The 16845-nt window shown below is 63.3% G+C and carries 15 protein-coding genes and 1 pseudogene; 5 read left to right on the top strand and 11 right to left on the bottom strand.

Going from position 1 to position 16845, the window contains the following annotated elements:
* Window position 1: 1 nt before the first annotated feature.
* The gene (locus VSR68_RS09815) at window positions 2-433 is read right to left on the bottom strand and encodes a YeeE/YedE family protein (protein WP_342939647.1); all 432 of its coding nucleotides are present in this window, start codon (window positions 431-433) and stop codon (window positions 2-4) included.
* A 1-nt stretch (window position 434) separates the two neighbouring features.
* Window positions 435-869: a YeeE/YedE family protein gene (locus VSR68_RS09810; protein ID WP_342939646.1), complete on the bottom strand. Its 435-nt coding sequence runs from the start codon at window positions 867-869 to the stop codon at window positions 435-437.
* Between the two features lie 296 nt (window positions 870-1165).
* Here VSR68_RS09810 and VSR68_RS09805 point away from each other — a divergent pair, with 296 nt between their 5' ends.
* A complete protein-coding gene (locus tag VSR68_RS09805; RefSeq protein ID WP_342939645.1) occupies window positions 1166-2101 on the top strand; it encodes a histone deacetylase family protein in 936 nt (311 codons plus the stop codon).
* Window positions 2102-2126: 25 nt separating this feature from the next.
* Here the strand turns inward: VSR68_RS09805 and VSR68_RS09800 are convergent, their stop codons facing one another.
* Complete coding sequence (locus VSR68_RS09800) at window positions 2127-2855, bottom strand: hypothetical protein (RefSeq protein WP_342939644.1); 729 nt, start codon at window positions 2853-2855, stop codon at window positions 2127-2129.
* 85 nt (window positions 2856-2940) lie between these two features.
* Between VSR68_RS09800 and VSR68_RS09795 the strand changes: the two genes are divergently transcribed.
* Complete coding sequence (locus VSR68_RS09795) at window positions 2941-3543, top strand: TetR/AcrR family transcriptional regulator (RefSeq protein WP_342939643.1); 603 nt, start codon at window positions 2941-2943, stop codon at window positions 3541-3543.
* A 40-nt stretch (window positions 3544-3583) separates the two neighbouring features.
* Here the strand turns inward: VSR68_RS09795 and VSR68_RS09790 are convergent, their stop codons facing one another.
* From VSR68_RS09790 to VSR68_RS09780, 3 genes are all read right to left on the bottom strand, one after another.
* Window positions 3584-4249, bottom strand: coding sequence for an ankyrin repeat domain-containing protein (locus VSR68_RS09790; protein ID WP_342939642.1), 666 nt, complete (start codon window positions 4247-4249; stop codon window positions 3584-3586).
* A gap of 15 nt (window positions 4250-4264) precedes the next feature.
* Complete coding sequence (locus VSR68_RS09785) at window positions 4265-4816, bottom strand: c-type cytochrome (RefSeq protein ID WP_342939641.1); 552 nt, start codon at window positions 4814-4816, stop codon at window positions 4265-4267.
* Window positions 4817-4893: 77 nt separating this feature from the next.
* A complete protein-coding gene (locus VSR68_RS09780; RefSeq protein ID WP_342939640.1) occupies window positions 4894-6627 on the bottom strand; it encodes a PQQ-dependent dehydrogenase, methanol/ethanol family in 1734 nt (577 codons plus the stop codon).
* 840 nt (window positions 6628-7467) lie between these two features.
* Here VSR68_RS09780 and VSR68_RS09775 point away from each other — a divergent pair.
* Both VSR68_RS09775 and VSR68_RS09770 read left to right on the top strand, forming a co-directional pair.
* On the top strand, window positions 7468-8634 hold the full coding sequence (locus tag VSR68_RS09775) for a porin (RefSeq protein WP_342939639.1): 1167 nt from the start codon (window positions 7468-7470) through the stop codon (window positions 8632-8634).
* Window positions 8635-8740: 106 nt separating this feature from the next.
* Window positions 8741-9424, top strand: a complete 684-nt coding sequence (locus VSR68_RS09770) for an HAD family phosphatase (RefSeq protein ID WP_342939638.1) — start codon at window positions 8741-8743, stop codon at window positions 9422-9424.
* A gap of 80 nt (window positions 9425-9504) precedes the next feature.
* Here VSR68_RS09770 and VSR68_RS09765 read toward each other — a convergent pair whose 3' ends face one another.
* The gene (locus VSR68_RS09765; RefSeq protein WP_342939637.1) at window positions 9505-10971 is read right to left on the bottom strand and encodes an HDOD domain-containing protein; all 1467 of its coding nucleotides are present in this window, start codon (window positions 10969-10971) and stop codon (window positions 9505-9507) included.
* A gap of 367 nt (window positions 10972-11338) precedes the next feature.
* Complete coding sequence (locus VSR68_RS09760; protein ID WP_342939636.1) at window positions 11339-11629, bottom strand: hypothetical protein; 291 nt, start codon at window positions 11627-11629, stop codon at window positions 11339-11341.
* Window positions 11630-11896: 267 nt separating this feature from the next.
* Here VSR68_RS09760 and VSR68_RS09755 point away from each other — a divergent pair, with 267 nt between their 5' ends.
* Window positions 11897-12925, top strand: coding sequence for an AraC family transcriptional regulator (locus VSR68_RS09755; protein ID WP_342939635.1), 1029 nt, complete (start codon window positions 11897-11899; stop codon window positions 12923-12925).
* Between the two features lie 24 nt (window positions 12926-12949).
* Here VSR68_RS09755 and VSR68_RS09750 read toward each other — a convergent pair whose 3' ends face one another.
* The 3 genes and pseudogenes from VSR68_RS09750 to VSR68_RS09740 all read right to left on the bottom strand — a co-directional run bounded on the left by VSR68_RS09750 (window position 12950) and on the right by VSR68_RS09740 (window position 16832).
* Window positions 12950-14239: an MFS transporter gene (locus VSR68_RS09750; RefSeq protein ID WP_342939634.1), complete on the bottom strand. Its 1290-nt coding sequence runs from the start codon at window positions 14237-14239 to the stop codon at window positions 12950-12952.
* A gap of 128 nt (window positions 14240-14367) precedes the next feature.
* Window positions 14368-16153, bottom strand: a pseudogene (locus VSR68_RS09745) (ShlB/FhaC/HecB family hemolysin secretion/activation protein).
* Between the two features lie 349 nt (window positions 16154-16502).
* Complete coding sequence (locus tag VSR68_RS09740) at window positions 16503-16832, bottom strand: hypothetical protein (RefSeq protein ID WP_342939633.1); 330 nt, start codon at window positions 16830-16832, stop codon at window positions 16503-16505.
* Between the last annotated feature and the right edge of the window lie 13 nt (window positions 16833-16845).

The following is a 16845-nucleotide window of genomic DNA, read 5'->3' as shown; positions in this document are numbered from 1 at the left end:
CTCATGCATGCTGCCGGCGACGCTGCAATCGCTCGATCAGTTCGAACACGGCCATTCCGCCCAGCATCGCGGCGACGAAACCCCAGGCTTTCGGATACCCAGCGCCGAGCGCGACCAGTGCCGGCCCAGGACAGAATCCGGCGATGCCCCAGCCTACGCCAAAGACCGCGCTTCCGAAAATGAGCCTTGCCGTTACGGCAGTGCTAGCGGGTATTTGCATCGGCAAGCCGAGCAGCGATCTTGCGCGGCGTTTCGCGAGCAGAAAAACAACCGACGCGATACCGATTGCACCGATCATCACGAATGCAAGCGACGGGTCCCATCGTCCCGCGATGTCGAGAAAGCCGAGTACTTTTGCCGGATTGGCCATGCCCGACACCATCAGACCGACGCCGAACAGCAGCCCGGCCACTAACGCAGTCAGCACGTTCAACTCAGCCTCCCACCAGATGCCGCAGCGCGAACACCGTGACGAAGCCCATTGCCATGAACGTCGCCGTCGCGGCCAGCGAGCGGATCGATCCGCGCGAAATGCCACAGACGCCGTGGCCGCTCGTGCAGCCGCTCGCGTAGCGCGTGCCGACGCCCACGAGAAAACCGGCGACGATGATTTCGCCCCACCCTGCCTGAATGTCAGGGGATATCGGCCTGCCGAACACGCTCGCCAGAATGGGCGCGCCGATGAGTCCCGCGATGAACGCCGCGCGCCAGCCCGAATCGTCGCGCGACGAACCCAGCAGGCCGCCGAGAATGCCGCTGATACCGGCGATTCGTCCATTGAAAAGCACCAGCACGGCGGCCGCGACGCCGATGACGATACCGCCTGCAAGAGAAAAGAATGGAGTGAAGCTCTCCACGTCAATCGACACGACGCCTCCTGATTTGCATTCGCATAGAACCGTTATAGCGCACGGTTACGAATGCAATTGTTTCCTGGGTCAGCCGCGAATGGAAGGTGCTCGCGGCATCGCGACGCGTTTCGATTTTGCTGTGTCATTGAATGCGTCGGTCCTCACGTCGGTCTTGCGCCATAAACTAAAGCCTATGACCTGCCAAAGTTTCTTTTATTGTTTCGCGCGACAGACGCGACCTTACACTTAGCGAACCTTTAGCGAACCCCTAGCGAACAAGGAGACGATGCCCGTCCCGCCGGACATCAGCACCTATGCCTTCGACCCTCGTCTACACGCATTCCGCCTGCCTGAACCATCAACCGGGTCCGCATCATCCGGAGTCGCCGGAACGTCTGAAGACGGTCCTGAATACCTTGCGCGCGCCCGAGTTCGCCGCCCTCGAATGGCGCGACGCGCCGATGGGCACGTTAGAACAGGTGCAACTCATCCACGAGCGGGACTTCATCGACGAAGTTGCGGACATCGCGCCGACACACGGCTACATGCCGCTCGATGGCGGCGATACCGTGATGTCGCCGGGCTCGTGGGAAGCCGTGATGCGCTGCGTGGGCGCGGCATGCGCGGGCGTCGATGCCGTGCTCGGCGGAGAAGCGCGCAACGTGTTCTGCGCGACGCGTCCTTGCGGGCATCACGCGGAACCGTCACGCGCAATGGGCTTTTGCATCTTCAATCAGGCTGCCATTGCGGCCGCATACGCTTATGACGTGCACAAGCTGGAGCGCGTCGCGGTTGTCGATTTCGACGTTCATCACGGCAATGGCACGCAGGCCGCGTTCTACAACCGGCCCGAACTCTTCTATGCGTCGAGCCATCAATCGCCGCTTTATCCGGGCACGGGGGCGGCCGCCGAAACGGGCGTGAGCCACAACATCGTCAATGTGCCGCTGCCGCCCGGTTGCGACTCCGCGTTGTTTCGCACGCGCATCGAAGCCGAAATGTTGCCGGCCATACGCCACTTCGAGCCCGAGCTGATCATCATCTCCGCCGGTTTTGACGCGCATCGGCTCGATCCGCTGGCCGCGTTGCGTCTCGACGATGGCGACTTTCACTGGATCACCCGCGAGCTGACGCGCATCGCCGACGAAACATGCGACGGGCGCATCGTGTCGATACTCGAAGGCGGGTACAGCACAGAGGGGCTTGCGGGCGGCACACGCGCGCATGTGCGCGCGCTGCTGGGTCTGTGACGCGCATCGGCGTTGAGGATTCGACTCATGTCGAATGACGCGCAAGGGTCCGTCCGTGCCCGCTCGCGCTTTGCGAGCGCAACAGCCGTTGAAAAATCAGAACATGCAGGTGTGCGAGCAACGGTACGTTGAAGCACGGAATGAGAATCCACGGCAACGTCGTCATCAGATCGCTGCTCGTGCCGCCGTTGGCAAAGCCAAAGGGAATGCCCGACGACGAAGCCGCGCCCAGAAAAATGGCGTCCGCCAGATCGAACAGTCCGAGCGCGCTCCAGATCAGCGTTGCAACGCGCCATGCCGGCGCCCGCGTCGCGGCCATATAGGCGACTGGTAACGCCAACGCGCCGATCGTCACATCGCCCCAGCCCGCCGCAGGTGCGAACGGTGCGGGCAACCTGCCTTCCCAAAAGAGCAAGACAAACAACACGCCCAGCAATCGCATTGCATGCACGCCGATCAGCACAGGCAAGGGAATCGCGCCGAGTGCATCGCGCAACGCGCCTTGCCGCGTGCTCAGGTATGAAAGCACCGCGAATGGAACGATGACCGCGATGCCCAGTCCCGCCGGCCCTATTCCACGCGCGGCACCCAGCACGCCTGTCGCGCCGCATGCCACGACCAATGCGAACCATACGCCGAACGCGCCGCCCGCGACGGCGCGCTGCCTCGCGGTCCACGCAGAAAAATGCAGGTAGACGAATACCACGAGCGCTGACACTGTCCCCAGCACGACCGCACCTATCACGTCGATCATCGCAGCCTCCTACAATATGACGACCATCATATTGACAAAATATGTCGCTCATCATATTTTGTCAACCAAAGAAAGGGAGGCATTCATGCCGTGGAGTGAAGACCACAAACAGGCGACGCGGGGCCGGATCGTCGAAGCCGCCGCGCGCGCAATTCGCGAACACGGACCGGACGGCGTGAGCGTGGCAGCCATCATGAAGAGCGTCGGCTTGACGCACGGCGGCTTTTACGCGCATTTCGAATCGAAGGAGGCGCTCATCGCCGAGGCCCTTTCACACGCGACGGACGAAACGCTCGCCTGGCTCGACAGGACGGCAACCACCGCGAAGGATGGGCAGACAGCCGCATTGGCCGACATTGCCGACGCCTATCTCAGCAACATCCATTGCGAGCATCCCGACCGTGGATGCGTGCTTGCCGCGTGCGGCACGGAGCTTGCGCGCGCCGACGACCTTGCGCGTATCGCGTGTAGCGACAACGTGCGAGCCTATTTGCGCTGGCTCGGGCAGCGCAGCCGCGCGGAACAGCGCGGCGAGCGAACGCGTGAGGCGACGGGCGCGCTGGCGGCGATGATCGGTGGGATGGTTCTGGCGCGCGCGACCGAAGATCCCGCTGAGGCGCGAAAGATTCTGGCCGCCGTGCGTGGCTTCGTGCGAGGCGCGTTGAAAGCGGATAAGGGCGCTGGTTAGCAACCGTCGAGCGCCCTTAGTAGCAACAGCTACACGACGGCTAGTGCACGGACAACAAGCCCGCGACCTGATTCGACTTCGTCTGCGCGGCAATGTCCATTGCCGTCATTCCGCGATTGTCCTTTAGCGATACGTTCGCGCCGCGCGAGAGCAGCAGCTTCACGGTGTCGGCGCGGTCGTAGCCCGCGGCCCACATCAACGCAGTGAGTTCGTTCTTGTACTGCCGGTTCACGTCGATACCGGCGTCGAGCAACTGCTTCACTACCTGGGTCTGCCCCTGGCCCGCTGCGTATTCCATCGCGGTCTTGCCGACGCGGTCCGTCGCCATCGGATCGGCGCCGTGCGCGAGCAGCAAGGCGACGATCTCTTCATAGCCGCCATACGCGGCTGCCATCAACGCTGTGATGCCCGGCGCGTCGGCATGCTTCACGTTCGCGCCATGTTCGATCAATGTGCGCGCGATAGCGACGTCGCCCTTCTTGCACGCGGTGATCAGAGCCGTATCGCCGATCCGGTTTTCCGAATCGACGGATGCGCCACGTCCGAGCGCCGCATCGACGCTCGCGCGATCGCCGTCTTTCGCGGCAGCAAGCAGTTGGCGATTCGTTTCACCCTGATCCTGAGCGAGCGCCGGCGACGGCGGCGCCGATGCGAGCGCGCACGACACGAGCAATGCACGTGCAACATATCCGACCGTCTGTCTCATCTCGCCTCCCTGGCGCTACTGGAGATTCGCAATGTAACTGGCGAGGTTACGGATATCGTCGTCGGTCAGATTGCGCGCGACGCTCGCCATATTGCCCGCGTCATTAGTGCGGGTGTGCGAGCGAAAGTCCTGCAACTGCTTGACGATGTACTGATACTGCTGACCCGCGACGCGCGGTATCTCGTTCTGTCCGGAGAAGCCGCCCAGATGACACGACGTGCAGAGCTCGTCGGCAGACTTTTTCTGCCCTGCAGCGACGGCCGCGCCGTCCGCCTTGAACGCGATCGGCGCGGGCTTTTGCGCGGCGAAATAGTCGGCGAGATCCTGCATATCGTCGCGCGACAGGTTCGCGGCCATCGGCGACATGCGCGGGTCCTTGCGGCGTCCTTCCTTGAAGTCCTTCAGTTGCAGATACATATATCGCGCAGTCTGCCCCGCGAGAACGGGATACTGCGGATCGGTCGAATTACCCATCGGCCCGTGACACGCGACGCACGTTTGCGCCTTCGTCTTGCCGGCTTCGGCATCCGCACGCGCATCGGTGAGCGGCCACAGCATGCCGCTCATGCACAACAGGGCCGCGCATGCGCGGCGCGCGAGGCACCCGCCGCGCCGCGCGAATGGAACCTCCCGCGCGCCCCCCATCACGGCAGCGCGAAGACAAGCACGGCGTTCCCGCGCTTGTAGTCGAGTTGCGTATTGCCGCCCGCCGCGACGGCGATGTACTGCTTGCCATGCACGCTATAGGACACGGCTGGCGCATTCACGCCCGCTCCGCACTGGAACTCCCACAGCTTCTTGCCCGTCGATGCATCGAACGCGCGGAACAGGCCGTTGCCCTCGCCGTTGAACACGAGGCCGCCCGCCGTCGCGAGCACGCCGCCGATCAGCGGTTGCGCCGTCTTGAAGTCCCACACGACCTTGCCCGTGTCGACGTTGACAGCCGACAGCTTGCCCCATTGCTCTTCGGACGGAATCACCTTGAACGCGCCGCCGAGCCACAGCTTGCTGCCGCCCGGATAGGGCGTTTCTTCGACCTGATACGTCATCGGCTGATGCAGGTTGGCCGCGTACGCCAGACGCGTTTGCGGATCGAACGCCATCGGCGACCATTCGACGCCGCCGTTCGCGCCCGGCAGCATCCGTGCGCCTTGCGGCGTCGGCAGCGTCCACATGTTCTCCTGCGGAATCATGGCCTGCGAATAACGGATCAGGCGACCCGTCGCGCGATCATGCACATACACGTGCCCTGTCTTGCCCGCGTGGATCACGCCCGGAATCATCTTGCCGTTGGTATCGCGGACGTCGACCAGGATCGCCGCACTGGCGGCGTCGAGGTCCCACACGTCGTGCGGCACGTACTGAAAGTGCCATTTGTATTTGCCCGTTTCCAGATCGATCGCGACGAGCGAATCCGTGTACAGGTTGTCTCCCGGCCGGATCGCGCCATACAGGTCAGGCGACGGATTGCCGACGACGAAGTACACCGTATGTGTCTTGCGGTCGACGGCGGGCGCCATCCAGACACCACCGCCCAGCGTCTTGTAGAAGTCGCCGCCCTTGTCCGCGAGCTGCTTCTTCTCCGCGTCGATGTCGCGATGCTCGTCGCGACCCGTTGCGTCCTTCGTCGCCCATACGCCTTCCTGTCCTTTGTCCGGAATCGTGTAGAACGTCCACAGCAGTTGACCGGAGTTCGCATCGAACGCCTTCACGAAACCACGAATGCCGTACTCGCCGCCGTTCGTGCCGATCAGCACCTTGCCGTCGACGACGACAGGCGCCATCGTTTCCGAATAGCCCTGATCGGGATCGGCGATCTGGCTTTGCCACAGCACGTTGCCCGTCTTCGCATCGAGCGCGACCAGCTTCGAATCGAGCGTGCCCATGTAGAGCCTGTCACCGGAAATCGCCACGCCGCGATTGTTGGGCCCGCAACAGAACGTCGTCACGGAGCCCATCTTGTGCTTGTAGTGCCAGAATTCCTTGCCCGTGACGGCATCCACCGCGTACACGTGATTGAACGATGTCGTGATGAACATCACGCCGTTCTTTACGATCGGCGCTGTTTCCATCGACTCGTTGACGGCCGTCTGGAAGATGAAGACGGGCCTCAGCTTCGACACATTCGACTTGTTGATCTGCGTGCCGGGATAGAAGCGTGTCTGCGCATACGATCCGTTCGAATGCAGCCAGTCGGACGAATTGCTGGCCGCGCCGTCGAGCTGCGCCTGGGCGACGGGCTGGAACGTCGAAGGCACGGGCGCCGACGTCGTGGTCGCAGCATTCTGCACTTCGTCGGCGCCGTTCGACGCGGCGGGCGCGAGAGCTGCGACGAGCAAGGGAACGAAGACGGCGAAGTACCGGGGGGATGTGGGCATGAGCGTCTCCTCCGCTTCTTATTGCTTGAGAATTGCGGGCACTGAAATTCGTCGTTCTTCCACACCCAAAACGGCGTGCACAGGCACAATCGCGCAACCCTTCTCAAACAACAAAAGCTTAAAAATTAAAAGCGTTGATTTGCTTCGTCGGAACGGTCGGCTGCGCAAAATCGGGGAGAACCGTGACGCCTTTTCTCGCCCCGGAGGCCGGCTCTAATAAGCCTAGGCCAAGCAATGCGGATTTACCAGGCGCATATGAAACTTGCGCTTCGTTGCGCTGCAATAGAACTTCGATTCACATATGAGGATTCCGACTGAATTCGCGCGCAGCGAGTTCGTCAGGCACGGAAAGCCGTTCTTTGGTAGGGCCGCTGTGGGCTGTGTTGACAAAAGACTACAGTCGCTCGTAAGCGTTTACGGCATACTGACAAATCGGTATATTCGCCGCTCTAAAGCCATACGGGCAGATCCCCGGGTCGGCTCGACGCTCCATTCATCCCTCTGCTCCACGAAAACCGGAATACCCTCGTCCGGCCTACGTCGATGAAGCAATGCGTCGTTATCGTCTGCGCTTCGGCATCCTAACAATGTGTGGCGCCGACTACGTCAGCGGCTGTCTTACGGCGCGCCGCTCCAGCAGGAACACACAGGCATCGAGACGAACGATCGCGCGCGCATGAGTCCCTCGCATGGCGCGACGTTTCAAGCCTTTGTAAGTGGTCGATGCGGTCAAAGATTCAAGGCGGACAACGCAATGAAAGCAGCCGCACGTTTTTCATCACCGACGTCACGCGTGTTTCGTCAGTCGAGACACATGCGTCCACAACAAAAGGAAGAAGAATGAAGAAGACCCTCCTGGCCGTCGCGGCCCTCGGGTGTTTCGCCACGGCAGCGCACGCGCAGAGCAGCGTCACGCTGTACGGGCTGATCGATGCGGGTATCACCTACGCGAACAAGGTCGCGACCTCGACGGGACACGACAGCGTCGTCAAATACGGCGACGGCGTCGCTTCGGGCAGCCGCTGGGGCCTGCGCGGCGCGGAAGACCTGGGCGGCGGAATGAAGGCGCTGTTCGTGCTCGAAAGCGGCTTCAGCAGCGGCGATGGCACATCGGGCCAGGGCGGCGCGCTGTTCGGCCGGCAAGCGTTCGTCGGCGTATCGAAGGACAGCATCGGCGCGCTGTCGTTCGGCCGCCAGTACACGTTCTCGACAGAGTACATCGGCAGCAACTACACGATGGGCAGCCAGACGCCTGCCGGCAACTACGCGTATCACATCAACGATCTCGACCAGCTGGTGTCGAGCCGCATCAACAACTCGGTCAAATTCAGCAGCGCGAACTTCGCGGGTCTGACGTTCGGCGCGATGTACGGCTTCTCGAACTCGACGCTGTTCGCCGGCACGCCGACCACGACCGTCGGCACGACGACCACGCAAGGCTCGTCGAGCGCATACAGCTTCGGCGCCAACTACGCGCAGGGACCGTTCGGCATCGGCGCGGCTTACACGAACATCCGCTATCCGAACGGCGCAACGCCCGCGTTCAGCGTGAGCATCGCGAACGTCAACACGGGCGGACTGCGCGATCTCGAGACGTTCGGCGTCGGTGCGCGCTACACGATCGCAGCGGCCCTCGTGTGGGCGAACTGGACGCACACGAAGTTCGAGCCGCTCACGGGCGCATCGTCGAAGCTGAACAACTATGAGATCGGCGGCCGGTACGCGTTCACGCCGGCGTTGTCGGCGGGCCTCGGCTATACGTTCTCGAAGCTCGACGACCGTTTCGAAGGCAAGTGGCATCAGATCAACAGCGCCGTCGACTACGCGCTGTCCAAGCGCACCGATGTCTACGTGCTCGCGATTTATCAGAAGGCATCGGGCAGCAATACCGTTGCGGGCCGCAATGTGCCCGTGCAGGCGGAGATCGGCTCGTCGTCGTCGTTCATCGGCAATGCGGGCGCGAACACGCAGTTCGTGACGCGCATCGGCCTGCGTCACAAGTTCTGATCGTTCGACGCGGCCGCAGCGCCCGCACGGCGCGTGGCCGCTTTCGGAGCACACTGTCCCGAGTCGCGGTACGCTTGCGGGTTTCGACCGACCACAAGGGACAACGATGTCTGCTTTTCCGTTTGATGCCGTGCTATTCGACTGCGACGGCGTGCTCGTCGACTCGGAGACGATTACCACCGCCGTGCTCGCGACGATGCTCGGCGAACTCGGCTGGCATCTGAGCCTCGACGAAGCGATGGCGATCTTCATCGGCAAGACGGTCATGGACGAAGCGCCGCTGATCGAAGCGAAAACGGGCGTCAGGATCACGGCGGCATGGATCGAGTCGTTCCGCGCACGGCGCAATGCCGCGCTCGAACGCGACGTGACGGCAATAGACGGCATCGCCGCGACGGTCGGCGCGCTGCACGCTCGGCTGGACGGACGCATCGCCGTCGCATCGGGCGCGGATCGCCACAAGGTGCGCCTGCAACTGGCGAAAATCGGTGTGCTCGATCACTTCGAAGGGCGCATCTTCAGCGGCCATGAAACGCCGCGCAACAAGCCACATCCAGACGTGTATCTCGCGGCGGCGGCGGGTCTGGGTGTCGATCCGTCGCGCTGCGCGGTGATCGAAGACACGGTAACGGGCGCCACGGCAGGCCGCGCGGCGGGCGCGACCGTGTTCGGCTACAGCCCGGGCGAGAAAGGCCACAGCTCGAAGGAAGCGCTGCGCGCGGCCGGTGTCGCGGACGTGTTCGAAGACATGGTGCAATTGCCGGCGCTGCTCGCTGGCTGGGCGCGCTGATTTGCGCTAGCAGTTCATCACACGCCACGCGCGTGCATCGGCAAACGGATGCGAGGCCCCTGAATTCGCGGCCCGCGCGCTCAAAGCATGTCGACGGCTTCGAGGTTGGCACCCGAAAAGAACCGGCTCAACTCGCGCGTCAGCTCGTTGAGTATGGCCATCTCCGTCTGCGTGATCTTGTGCAGGGGCTGTGTCTGGGTCCAGTCGCCGTAAAGAAGCGCGACCGTCGTGTCCTTCGCCTTCACGGGCAGCAGCACGAACGCACGGGCGTCGGCGAGATGCGCCTTGAACCAGTCCGGCAAGCGCGCCTCCATCCGCGGTTCGCGCGCGTTTTCGATGAAGATGCCCACCGGGTTCGCGATCGCGAGATGAAACACATCGGGCTGGAACCCCGCGCCGAAATTCAGCGTCGGCAGCATGCGCTCCATGTCGTGCCCGAAGCCGATTCGCGCGTGATACCGCGCGTCGGCCTGGCGCACGAACACGAGCGTGCGCGACAGCGAAAGCCCCGCCAGAACCGCCTCGGAAGCGAGCGTCAGCACGGGCGCGAGCGTCTTGCTGGACGGCAGCGCGCGCAGGTCTTCGAGACCCGCGCTCAACCGCGCATGCGCGGAGTTGCCGGTGCTCACGATCGCATCGGCGTGCGCGCGCAACTCGGCGATTTCCTGCATCAGGCCCTCGCTGCTCTCTTCATCGATCAGCGCGGCGCTCAGCGCTTCGAGCCTCGGCGCATCGACCTTCAGCTCGTCGCTATAGCGGACGGCAAGCTCGGCGAGCACGGCTTCCAGGCCGTCGCCCGACTGGTGGGCGGCAAGCGCGTTGGCCGCTTCCGTCGAATAGCTGTTGACGGCCCGCAGCCAGCGCACATGGTCCGACGCAGGCTCGTCGGACGGCGCGCCGAGCGACTGCATGCCGGCGAAAATCGTCTCCGGCAGCCGCCAGCGGCGCGCGGCCTCCGCGCCGATGTCCTCGAAACTCACGCCCAGTTGGCGCACGCACGCTTCGCTGTCGTCGATCCGTTCGCTCTCGGCTGTGCGGCGCAGCTGCTCCCACTTGCCTTCCAGATAGAACGCGACCAGCAGCCTGCCGATCTGCCGCATCAGCGTGCAGACGACGGCCTCTTCGGCGATGCGCAGATCGACGCCCTCCGTGATGCACCGCGCGACCGTCCCGCACAGCAGCGCGCGGTTGAGTTCGAGCTTCGCGTCGATCCGGTGCGGCACGCTTTGATGAAAGTGATCGACGATCTTCATCCCGACGACGAGATGTCCGACGGTATCCATGCCGAGCACCATCAGCGCGCGGGTCACGGTCGTGATGTTGCCGCCGAACGCGACATACATCGCCGAATTGGCGAGGCGCAGCACCTTTTGCGTGAGACCGACGTCCGAGAGCACGACCTGCACGAGCGACGTGAAGTCGAGGTCGTCGTCGCTCATCGCCGAAACGGTCGAGCGCAGCGCCTGCGACAGCAGCGGGAAATCGCCGCGTTCGCTCATGCGGACCCACAATTTTTCGAGCAATTCGGATTTGACGACAGCGGACATCGGATGGAAGCTGGAAATCGGATACGTTGAAGACAGCAGCGGCAGGCGTGATTAAAACACAACCCGCCGTCCGTCACCGCGCAGCGTGGACGCGAAACGCCGCAAGTCGCCGATTTGTGATGCGATTTCGCATCATTTGACAGTTGCTCGCACGCTTTTCCCGAGCGTATCGACGAAATAAGGCGCTAGGCCCGATATGCCCGTCGGGCAGCTGATGCACTCGAATCATCAGCGATGGCGCACTCGCGCCACGCTGTGACGGCGCGGCGAAACGAGGCGAGAGGAGATTGAAAGGCGCCCGCGCGCAGGGGCGGCACCGGCCCTGTTCATGCGGCGCGGTCGATCGCGTGCGGCGATGAAGATCCGCTCACGCGGCCGTCTGGCGCGACCGGTACAGCATTTCGCGCTCCAGCAGATCGAGCAGGCCGATGATCCGCTGTCGTTGCGTCGCCACCAGATCGTGCGTCTGCGTCAGCGCGCGCAGGCGCTTGCCCCAGTATTCGTAGTCGAGCCGGGACGTGTCGTCCGTGTCGTCCGCTTCCGTGCGGCGAACGATGTACTGCACCATCCGTTCGAGATGGTCCAGTTCCGCGTCCGCCAGGCTGGCCGACTGTCGTGCCGCGACATCCGTCGCGCTTTCCGCTTTCGTGATCGTCATTGAGCCCCCGCTCGTTACCCCGTAAGCCGTCAGACGGGCCGCGCTCGACTGTCCTCGGCGACAGCGGGGCTGCGCAGCCGCGCCCACGATGCCTCGCTTGAAATGCAAGGCAACGCCGCACGACCCGTCCGGCCTTTTTTCTTTCAACGATAGCGCGACTTTTAAGAATGGCTTTACCATGCGTCTCAGTTCTCTGCAGCAGCCACAGAAATTCCGGCGGCTCGTTATACGCCTCGAATTGCAACGCAGCACCCGCCGCACCGAACCATGACCCAGCGCCCCGATCCGCACCGGCCGCCGCCGGAGACCGAACCGCATACGTCGCTGCTGATCGACCGCTTCAGCACGCACGCGCTCGCGCCCGATCAACAGGTGCTGGCCTGGCGCACGCGGGTCGGACACGTAGTCGACGTGCCGCCTTCGCGGCACCAGCTGACGCAAGGGTTCGGCGCGCACATCGACCGCTACCGGGTTGGCGGCGCGCTTTTCACCGATTCGCAAACCGACGCAATGGTGCTCGAACGCTCGATCGCGCGCGTCTCCACGGATACGCGCCGCGACTATGCGTTCCATCTGTATCTGGAAGGCGAGACGGGACGCATCTCGGGCATGCACCGAAAACGCAGCGAGGCCGATTCGGTGCATGGGATCGTGGCGATGGACCTGAATCAGCCGTTTCACGTCGAGCGCCCCGCGTGCCGCGTGCTGACGCTGTTCGTGCCCCAGCATGCGATCGATGCGGGCCTCGCGGACGGCGAGTCGATCCACGGCCGGACCCTGCCGTTCGGCGCGCCGCTCGCCCGCGCGGCGCGCGATCATCTCGCGGACGTCGCGGCGACGATTCGTGACGCCCAGCCCGATGAAGCGGCGCGCGCGCTCGAAACGGGCGCCCAGTTGCTGATCGCCGCGTTCCGGCAGGACGCGACGCTGACGGGCGCGGGACGCGCCGCGCTGCAGGCCGCCGTGCTCGCGCGGGTGCGGCGCTTCGTTGACGCGAATCTTCATCGGCCCGATCTGTCGCCTGCGAGCGTCGTGCAGACGCTGCAACTCAAGCGCGCGACGATCTACCGCTGGTTCGAGCACGAAGGCGGACTGGGCGCGTACATACGCAACCAGAGGCTGCGCGAGGCCGCCGACGAGCTCGTGCGCTTCCCGCAGCTTCAGGTGATGGACATCGCGTATGGGCTCGGATTCAACAGCGCGTCGGACTTCACGCGCGCGTTTCGCCGCGCATTCGACATGAGCCCGCAGGACTTGCGCGCCCGCGCGCAATCGCTGCAACGCGAGCGCGAGTGAGCGGCGCGCGTGGCGCGGCTGCCGTCATCGCCGTGTCGGAGCAGCTTGCGCGTGCTCGGGAAAGCGCGTCAGCCCGGCTAGCGAGAGCGCCATCGCCGCGATCAGATACCACGCGGGCACCATCGGGTTGCCCGTCGAGTCGATGAGCCACGTGACGATCAACGGCGAGAAGCCGCCGAACACCACCACGCCGACGCTGTAGATCACAGCGAGTCCAGCTGCGCGTCGGTGGCGCGGAAAGGCCTCCATCATCAGCACGGAGCCGGCGCCCGCGTTGTTCAGCGCGAACGCGACGAAGGCCGTGATGATGAGCAGCGCGGCAATATCGCTTGCACCGTCGAGCAGCGCCCGAAACACGGGCCATGCCGCCGCGATCGACACCGCGAGCGTCACGTATTGCAGCGTCTTGCGGCTCGCGAGCCGGTCGGCCATGCGCGCGACGAGCGGCGTGACGACGAGGATCACGAGCCCGGAGATGCAGCCCGTCAGCAGACTGATCGCGGCGGGCCGATGCAGCGTGCGCACGAGGTACGACGGCATGTAGAACACCGTCACGTAGATGCTGACGGTGGGCGCGGCCATCATCAGGACGCCCCAGAAGAGCGGCCGCGCGTGCTCGGTGAAGAGGCGCGCTGATAGCGGTTCGCGCGCGGCCGGCATTTCGGCGGCGGCCATCCGGCTGCGCAGATACCAGCCGACGGGCCCGATGAAGCCGCCCAGCACGAACGGGATGCGCCATCCCCACGCCTGCATCGCCTCGTGCGACAGCAATGCCGTGGTGCTTGCGCCGATCAGCGCCGCCGCGAATGCCGCCGCGCCCTGGCTCGCGCCGCGCCAGCTCACCATGAAGCAGCGATGCCGATAGGCAACCGACTCCATCAGCGACGCCGATGCCGGTCCGATTTCGCCGCCTGCGGCGAGCCCCTGCATCAGACGCGCGACGACGATCAGCACGGTCGATATGGGCCCGATGGTCGCGTACGTCGGCAGACAGGCGATCATCCACGTGCCGACGGTCATCAAAGCGAGCGACACGCTCATGCCGGCGCGGCGGCCGCGATTGTCGGCGATATGGCCGATCATCAGCGCGCCGAGCGGACGCATGACGAAGCCCGCGCCGAACGTCGCAAGCGACAGCAGAAACGATGACGCGGGGTTCGCCGATGGAAAGAACAGACTGCCGATCAACGCGGCCGAGAAACTGTAGACCGTGAAGTCGTAGGCGACGAAGCCGTTGCCGACCACGATGGCGGCGATGGTCCGTGAGTCGATGTGAGCGGGCTGGCGGGGCGGCTGTTCTTCGGGGCGAGGCATGAGTGGAGTCGCAGGCGCTGGAAATGCGTGACTGCGTTAACGGCTGTGTTGTGCAGGACTTTAGCAGCCGCTATGGTGTCCGCGATGGATTGCGCATTCTTGCGCCTTCGATCACGTTCGACGGTGGATCAGAACTGTACGGTCGCCTGGGCTCCGATCGTGACGCGCGCGGTGGGGAAGCCGGGTGGTTTGTAGATCGGCGTACCCGCGAACAGGTCGTACGAGAGCGCAGCATACTTCGCCGGCACGCTGCCGCGAATGCCGATGACCGCCCCCGCGAGTTGCGAGCCAGCCAGAAATGCTGTGTTCGGCCCGAATACGCGTCCGTAGTCGATTCCCGCGTAGAGCGCGTGTCCTGTCTGCCCGATCGGCCATTGCAGTTCGTTGCGCCAGTAAAAGCCTTTCTCTGCCGCAAGCATCGTATCGCCGTCGAAACCGCGCACCGTGTAGCGACTGCCGATGGTCAGGTCGTCGATGAAAAACAGCGTGTCGTTCGTGTACTGGCCGGTGAAAGGTCGTCACGTAGCGGAAGTTCTGTGAAGCGATAGCGAACGGCACCGACAGGTTTGCGTCGAGCACGACCATTTTGTACAGGTAGGTCGGGCGCGGCTTGCTGTCGTCGGTTGCGGAATACAGCGTCGGGTCAGGGTCGCCCGTTGCGCCGAGGTCGTGAATGCCCTGTCGGTACGCGAGCGTGCCGTCGAACTGCGATGCGCCGAAGTAATGGCGATCAGTCAGTCCCGCCTCGATGAACGTGTTGTTGCGGTGCTGGATCGGCATGGTCGTGCCGTCGATGAAGCTCTCGCCGAAGCGCTTCGATAGCTGGAACTCCACGCCAAAGACATCGTTCTGGCCGCGCGAGAGCACGCGCGCGAGACGCAGCGCCGCCGTCTGCGCATTGCCGCTCGATACGAACGTCTGGTTCACGCCGGCGATGTTCTGATAGTACGTGTTCGTGTTGCCCGACAGTGTCGCGGTCCAGTAGCCCCACGGCACGGAATACGAGCCATTGAAGCCGTGCGAACCGAGCGTCTTGTTGCCAAACGACAGGTCCTGGTTCGCGCCAAACGTCAGCACGTCGTTTAGCCCGAGCGGATTGTCGAGCCCAACACTGATATTGCCTTGCCACTTGCCCGTTTCTTTCGTGCCCGAGTTATCGACTGACGCGACGAAGTTCCAGGGCTTCGAGCGCTTTACGGTAATCACGACGTCGCTTTCGCCTGGTGCTTCGGTTGGCTCGATCTTCATGTCCACGTCCTGCGATGCGACGCGCTTCATCTGTTCAAGGCCCTGTTCGAGGTCGCGCAGGTTTAGCAGATCGCCATCGCGTGCAGGAAATGCGGACTTCCATGTGCCGCGTGTGTCTGGGTCGGCAAAGCGCAGATGTCGCGCGACGCCAGGCACGAGCGCAACTTTCAGCGCGCCTGTCGATACGTCCTGTTCGGGCAGAAGGGCGCGCGTCGTCACATAGCCGTGCGAGAGAATGACCTGTTGCAGACCCTTCGTGAGCGCGTCGAGTCCGGCCTTGCCGATGCATTGGCCCTTGTAGTGATCGAGCCATTCGTGCGCGAATGCGAACGGATCGAGCGGTAATGCAGACGCCCCCCGATTGCGCATCGCATCGGGCAGTGTCGCCGGTACGTCGAGCGCGAACGTGTCGATACGGAAGCACGGTGACTCAGTGGGCAGTACGGGAAAGCCTTCGGCCTTCGGTGCCGTGGAGCGCACGGCTGGAGCGTTGACCGTCTGCGCGCGCTGTTGTGCGTCGCGTTGCTGCTGTAGCTGCTGGTTCTGCTCGGCGTTCGCGCGTGCGGCTGTGGCCGTGTCTGCGGGCGTCGGTGCCTGCTGCGCATTGGACGCGAGCGATACCAGGGCTGTGAGCGGCAAAGCCGCCAGCCTCTTATTGAGTTTCATTGTTTAACTGGGTTCCTGATTCTGCTTGTCGTGCGGCAAGCGGTCTGTGTGACCGCCGCCGTAGTGTTCTATTTCGACGCGAAGGTTAAGTTTTTCTAGCCGTTACTTTCGCGTGCGCATGTACTGGATAACAACGAAGATCGAAAAAACTACACCCAAACATGCGCCTACAATCAGGATGAACCGGACATCCTCGACACCCCAGGAGTAGTGACCGCCGTAGACGAACACGGTCACAACGACTACAAATGCCTTAACTGTCGCGAAGCAAAGAAGCGACAAAAAAAGCAAATAGCAGCAGGCCGAAAAGTCGAATCATCCTTATTTCCCAATATTGCGTTTGCCTTGTCTACTTATTCCGTCGTGCGCGTTCCACTCGGTCGGCAAAGGCCGCGCCAATAAGACATAAACCGACTCCTGGTGCTAGGACGCTGAGATCCGGTTCTCGCCCTCCCAATGCCCCGAATCCCACCACGATGACTGATACGAGGAGAATCGCCGGACGTGTCATCAGCCAAAATAGCTGATGCGGTGCGGAAGGACGACTTATCAAGCAAGCACAGGTTAGAAAAAACGTTGCCAAACCTGCTTGAAATGCGGCCTTTGCAGGATCGATAAAATGCTCGACCACAAATGCGAGCGCGTAAAAGGCGACAAACTCCAAAAGGTAACGAAACATCGATATGAGTCGT

Origin of the sequence: Paraburkholderia phymatum (assembly GCF_038900715.1) — a bacterium.
In the GTDB taxonomy this organism is placed as follows: Bacteria; Pseudomonadota; Gammaproteobacteria; order Burkholderiales; family Burkholderiaceae; genus Paraburkholderia; species Paraburkholderia phymatum_A.
This window is presented reverse-complemented; position numbering and strand designations above follow the sequence as displayed.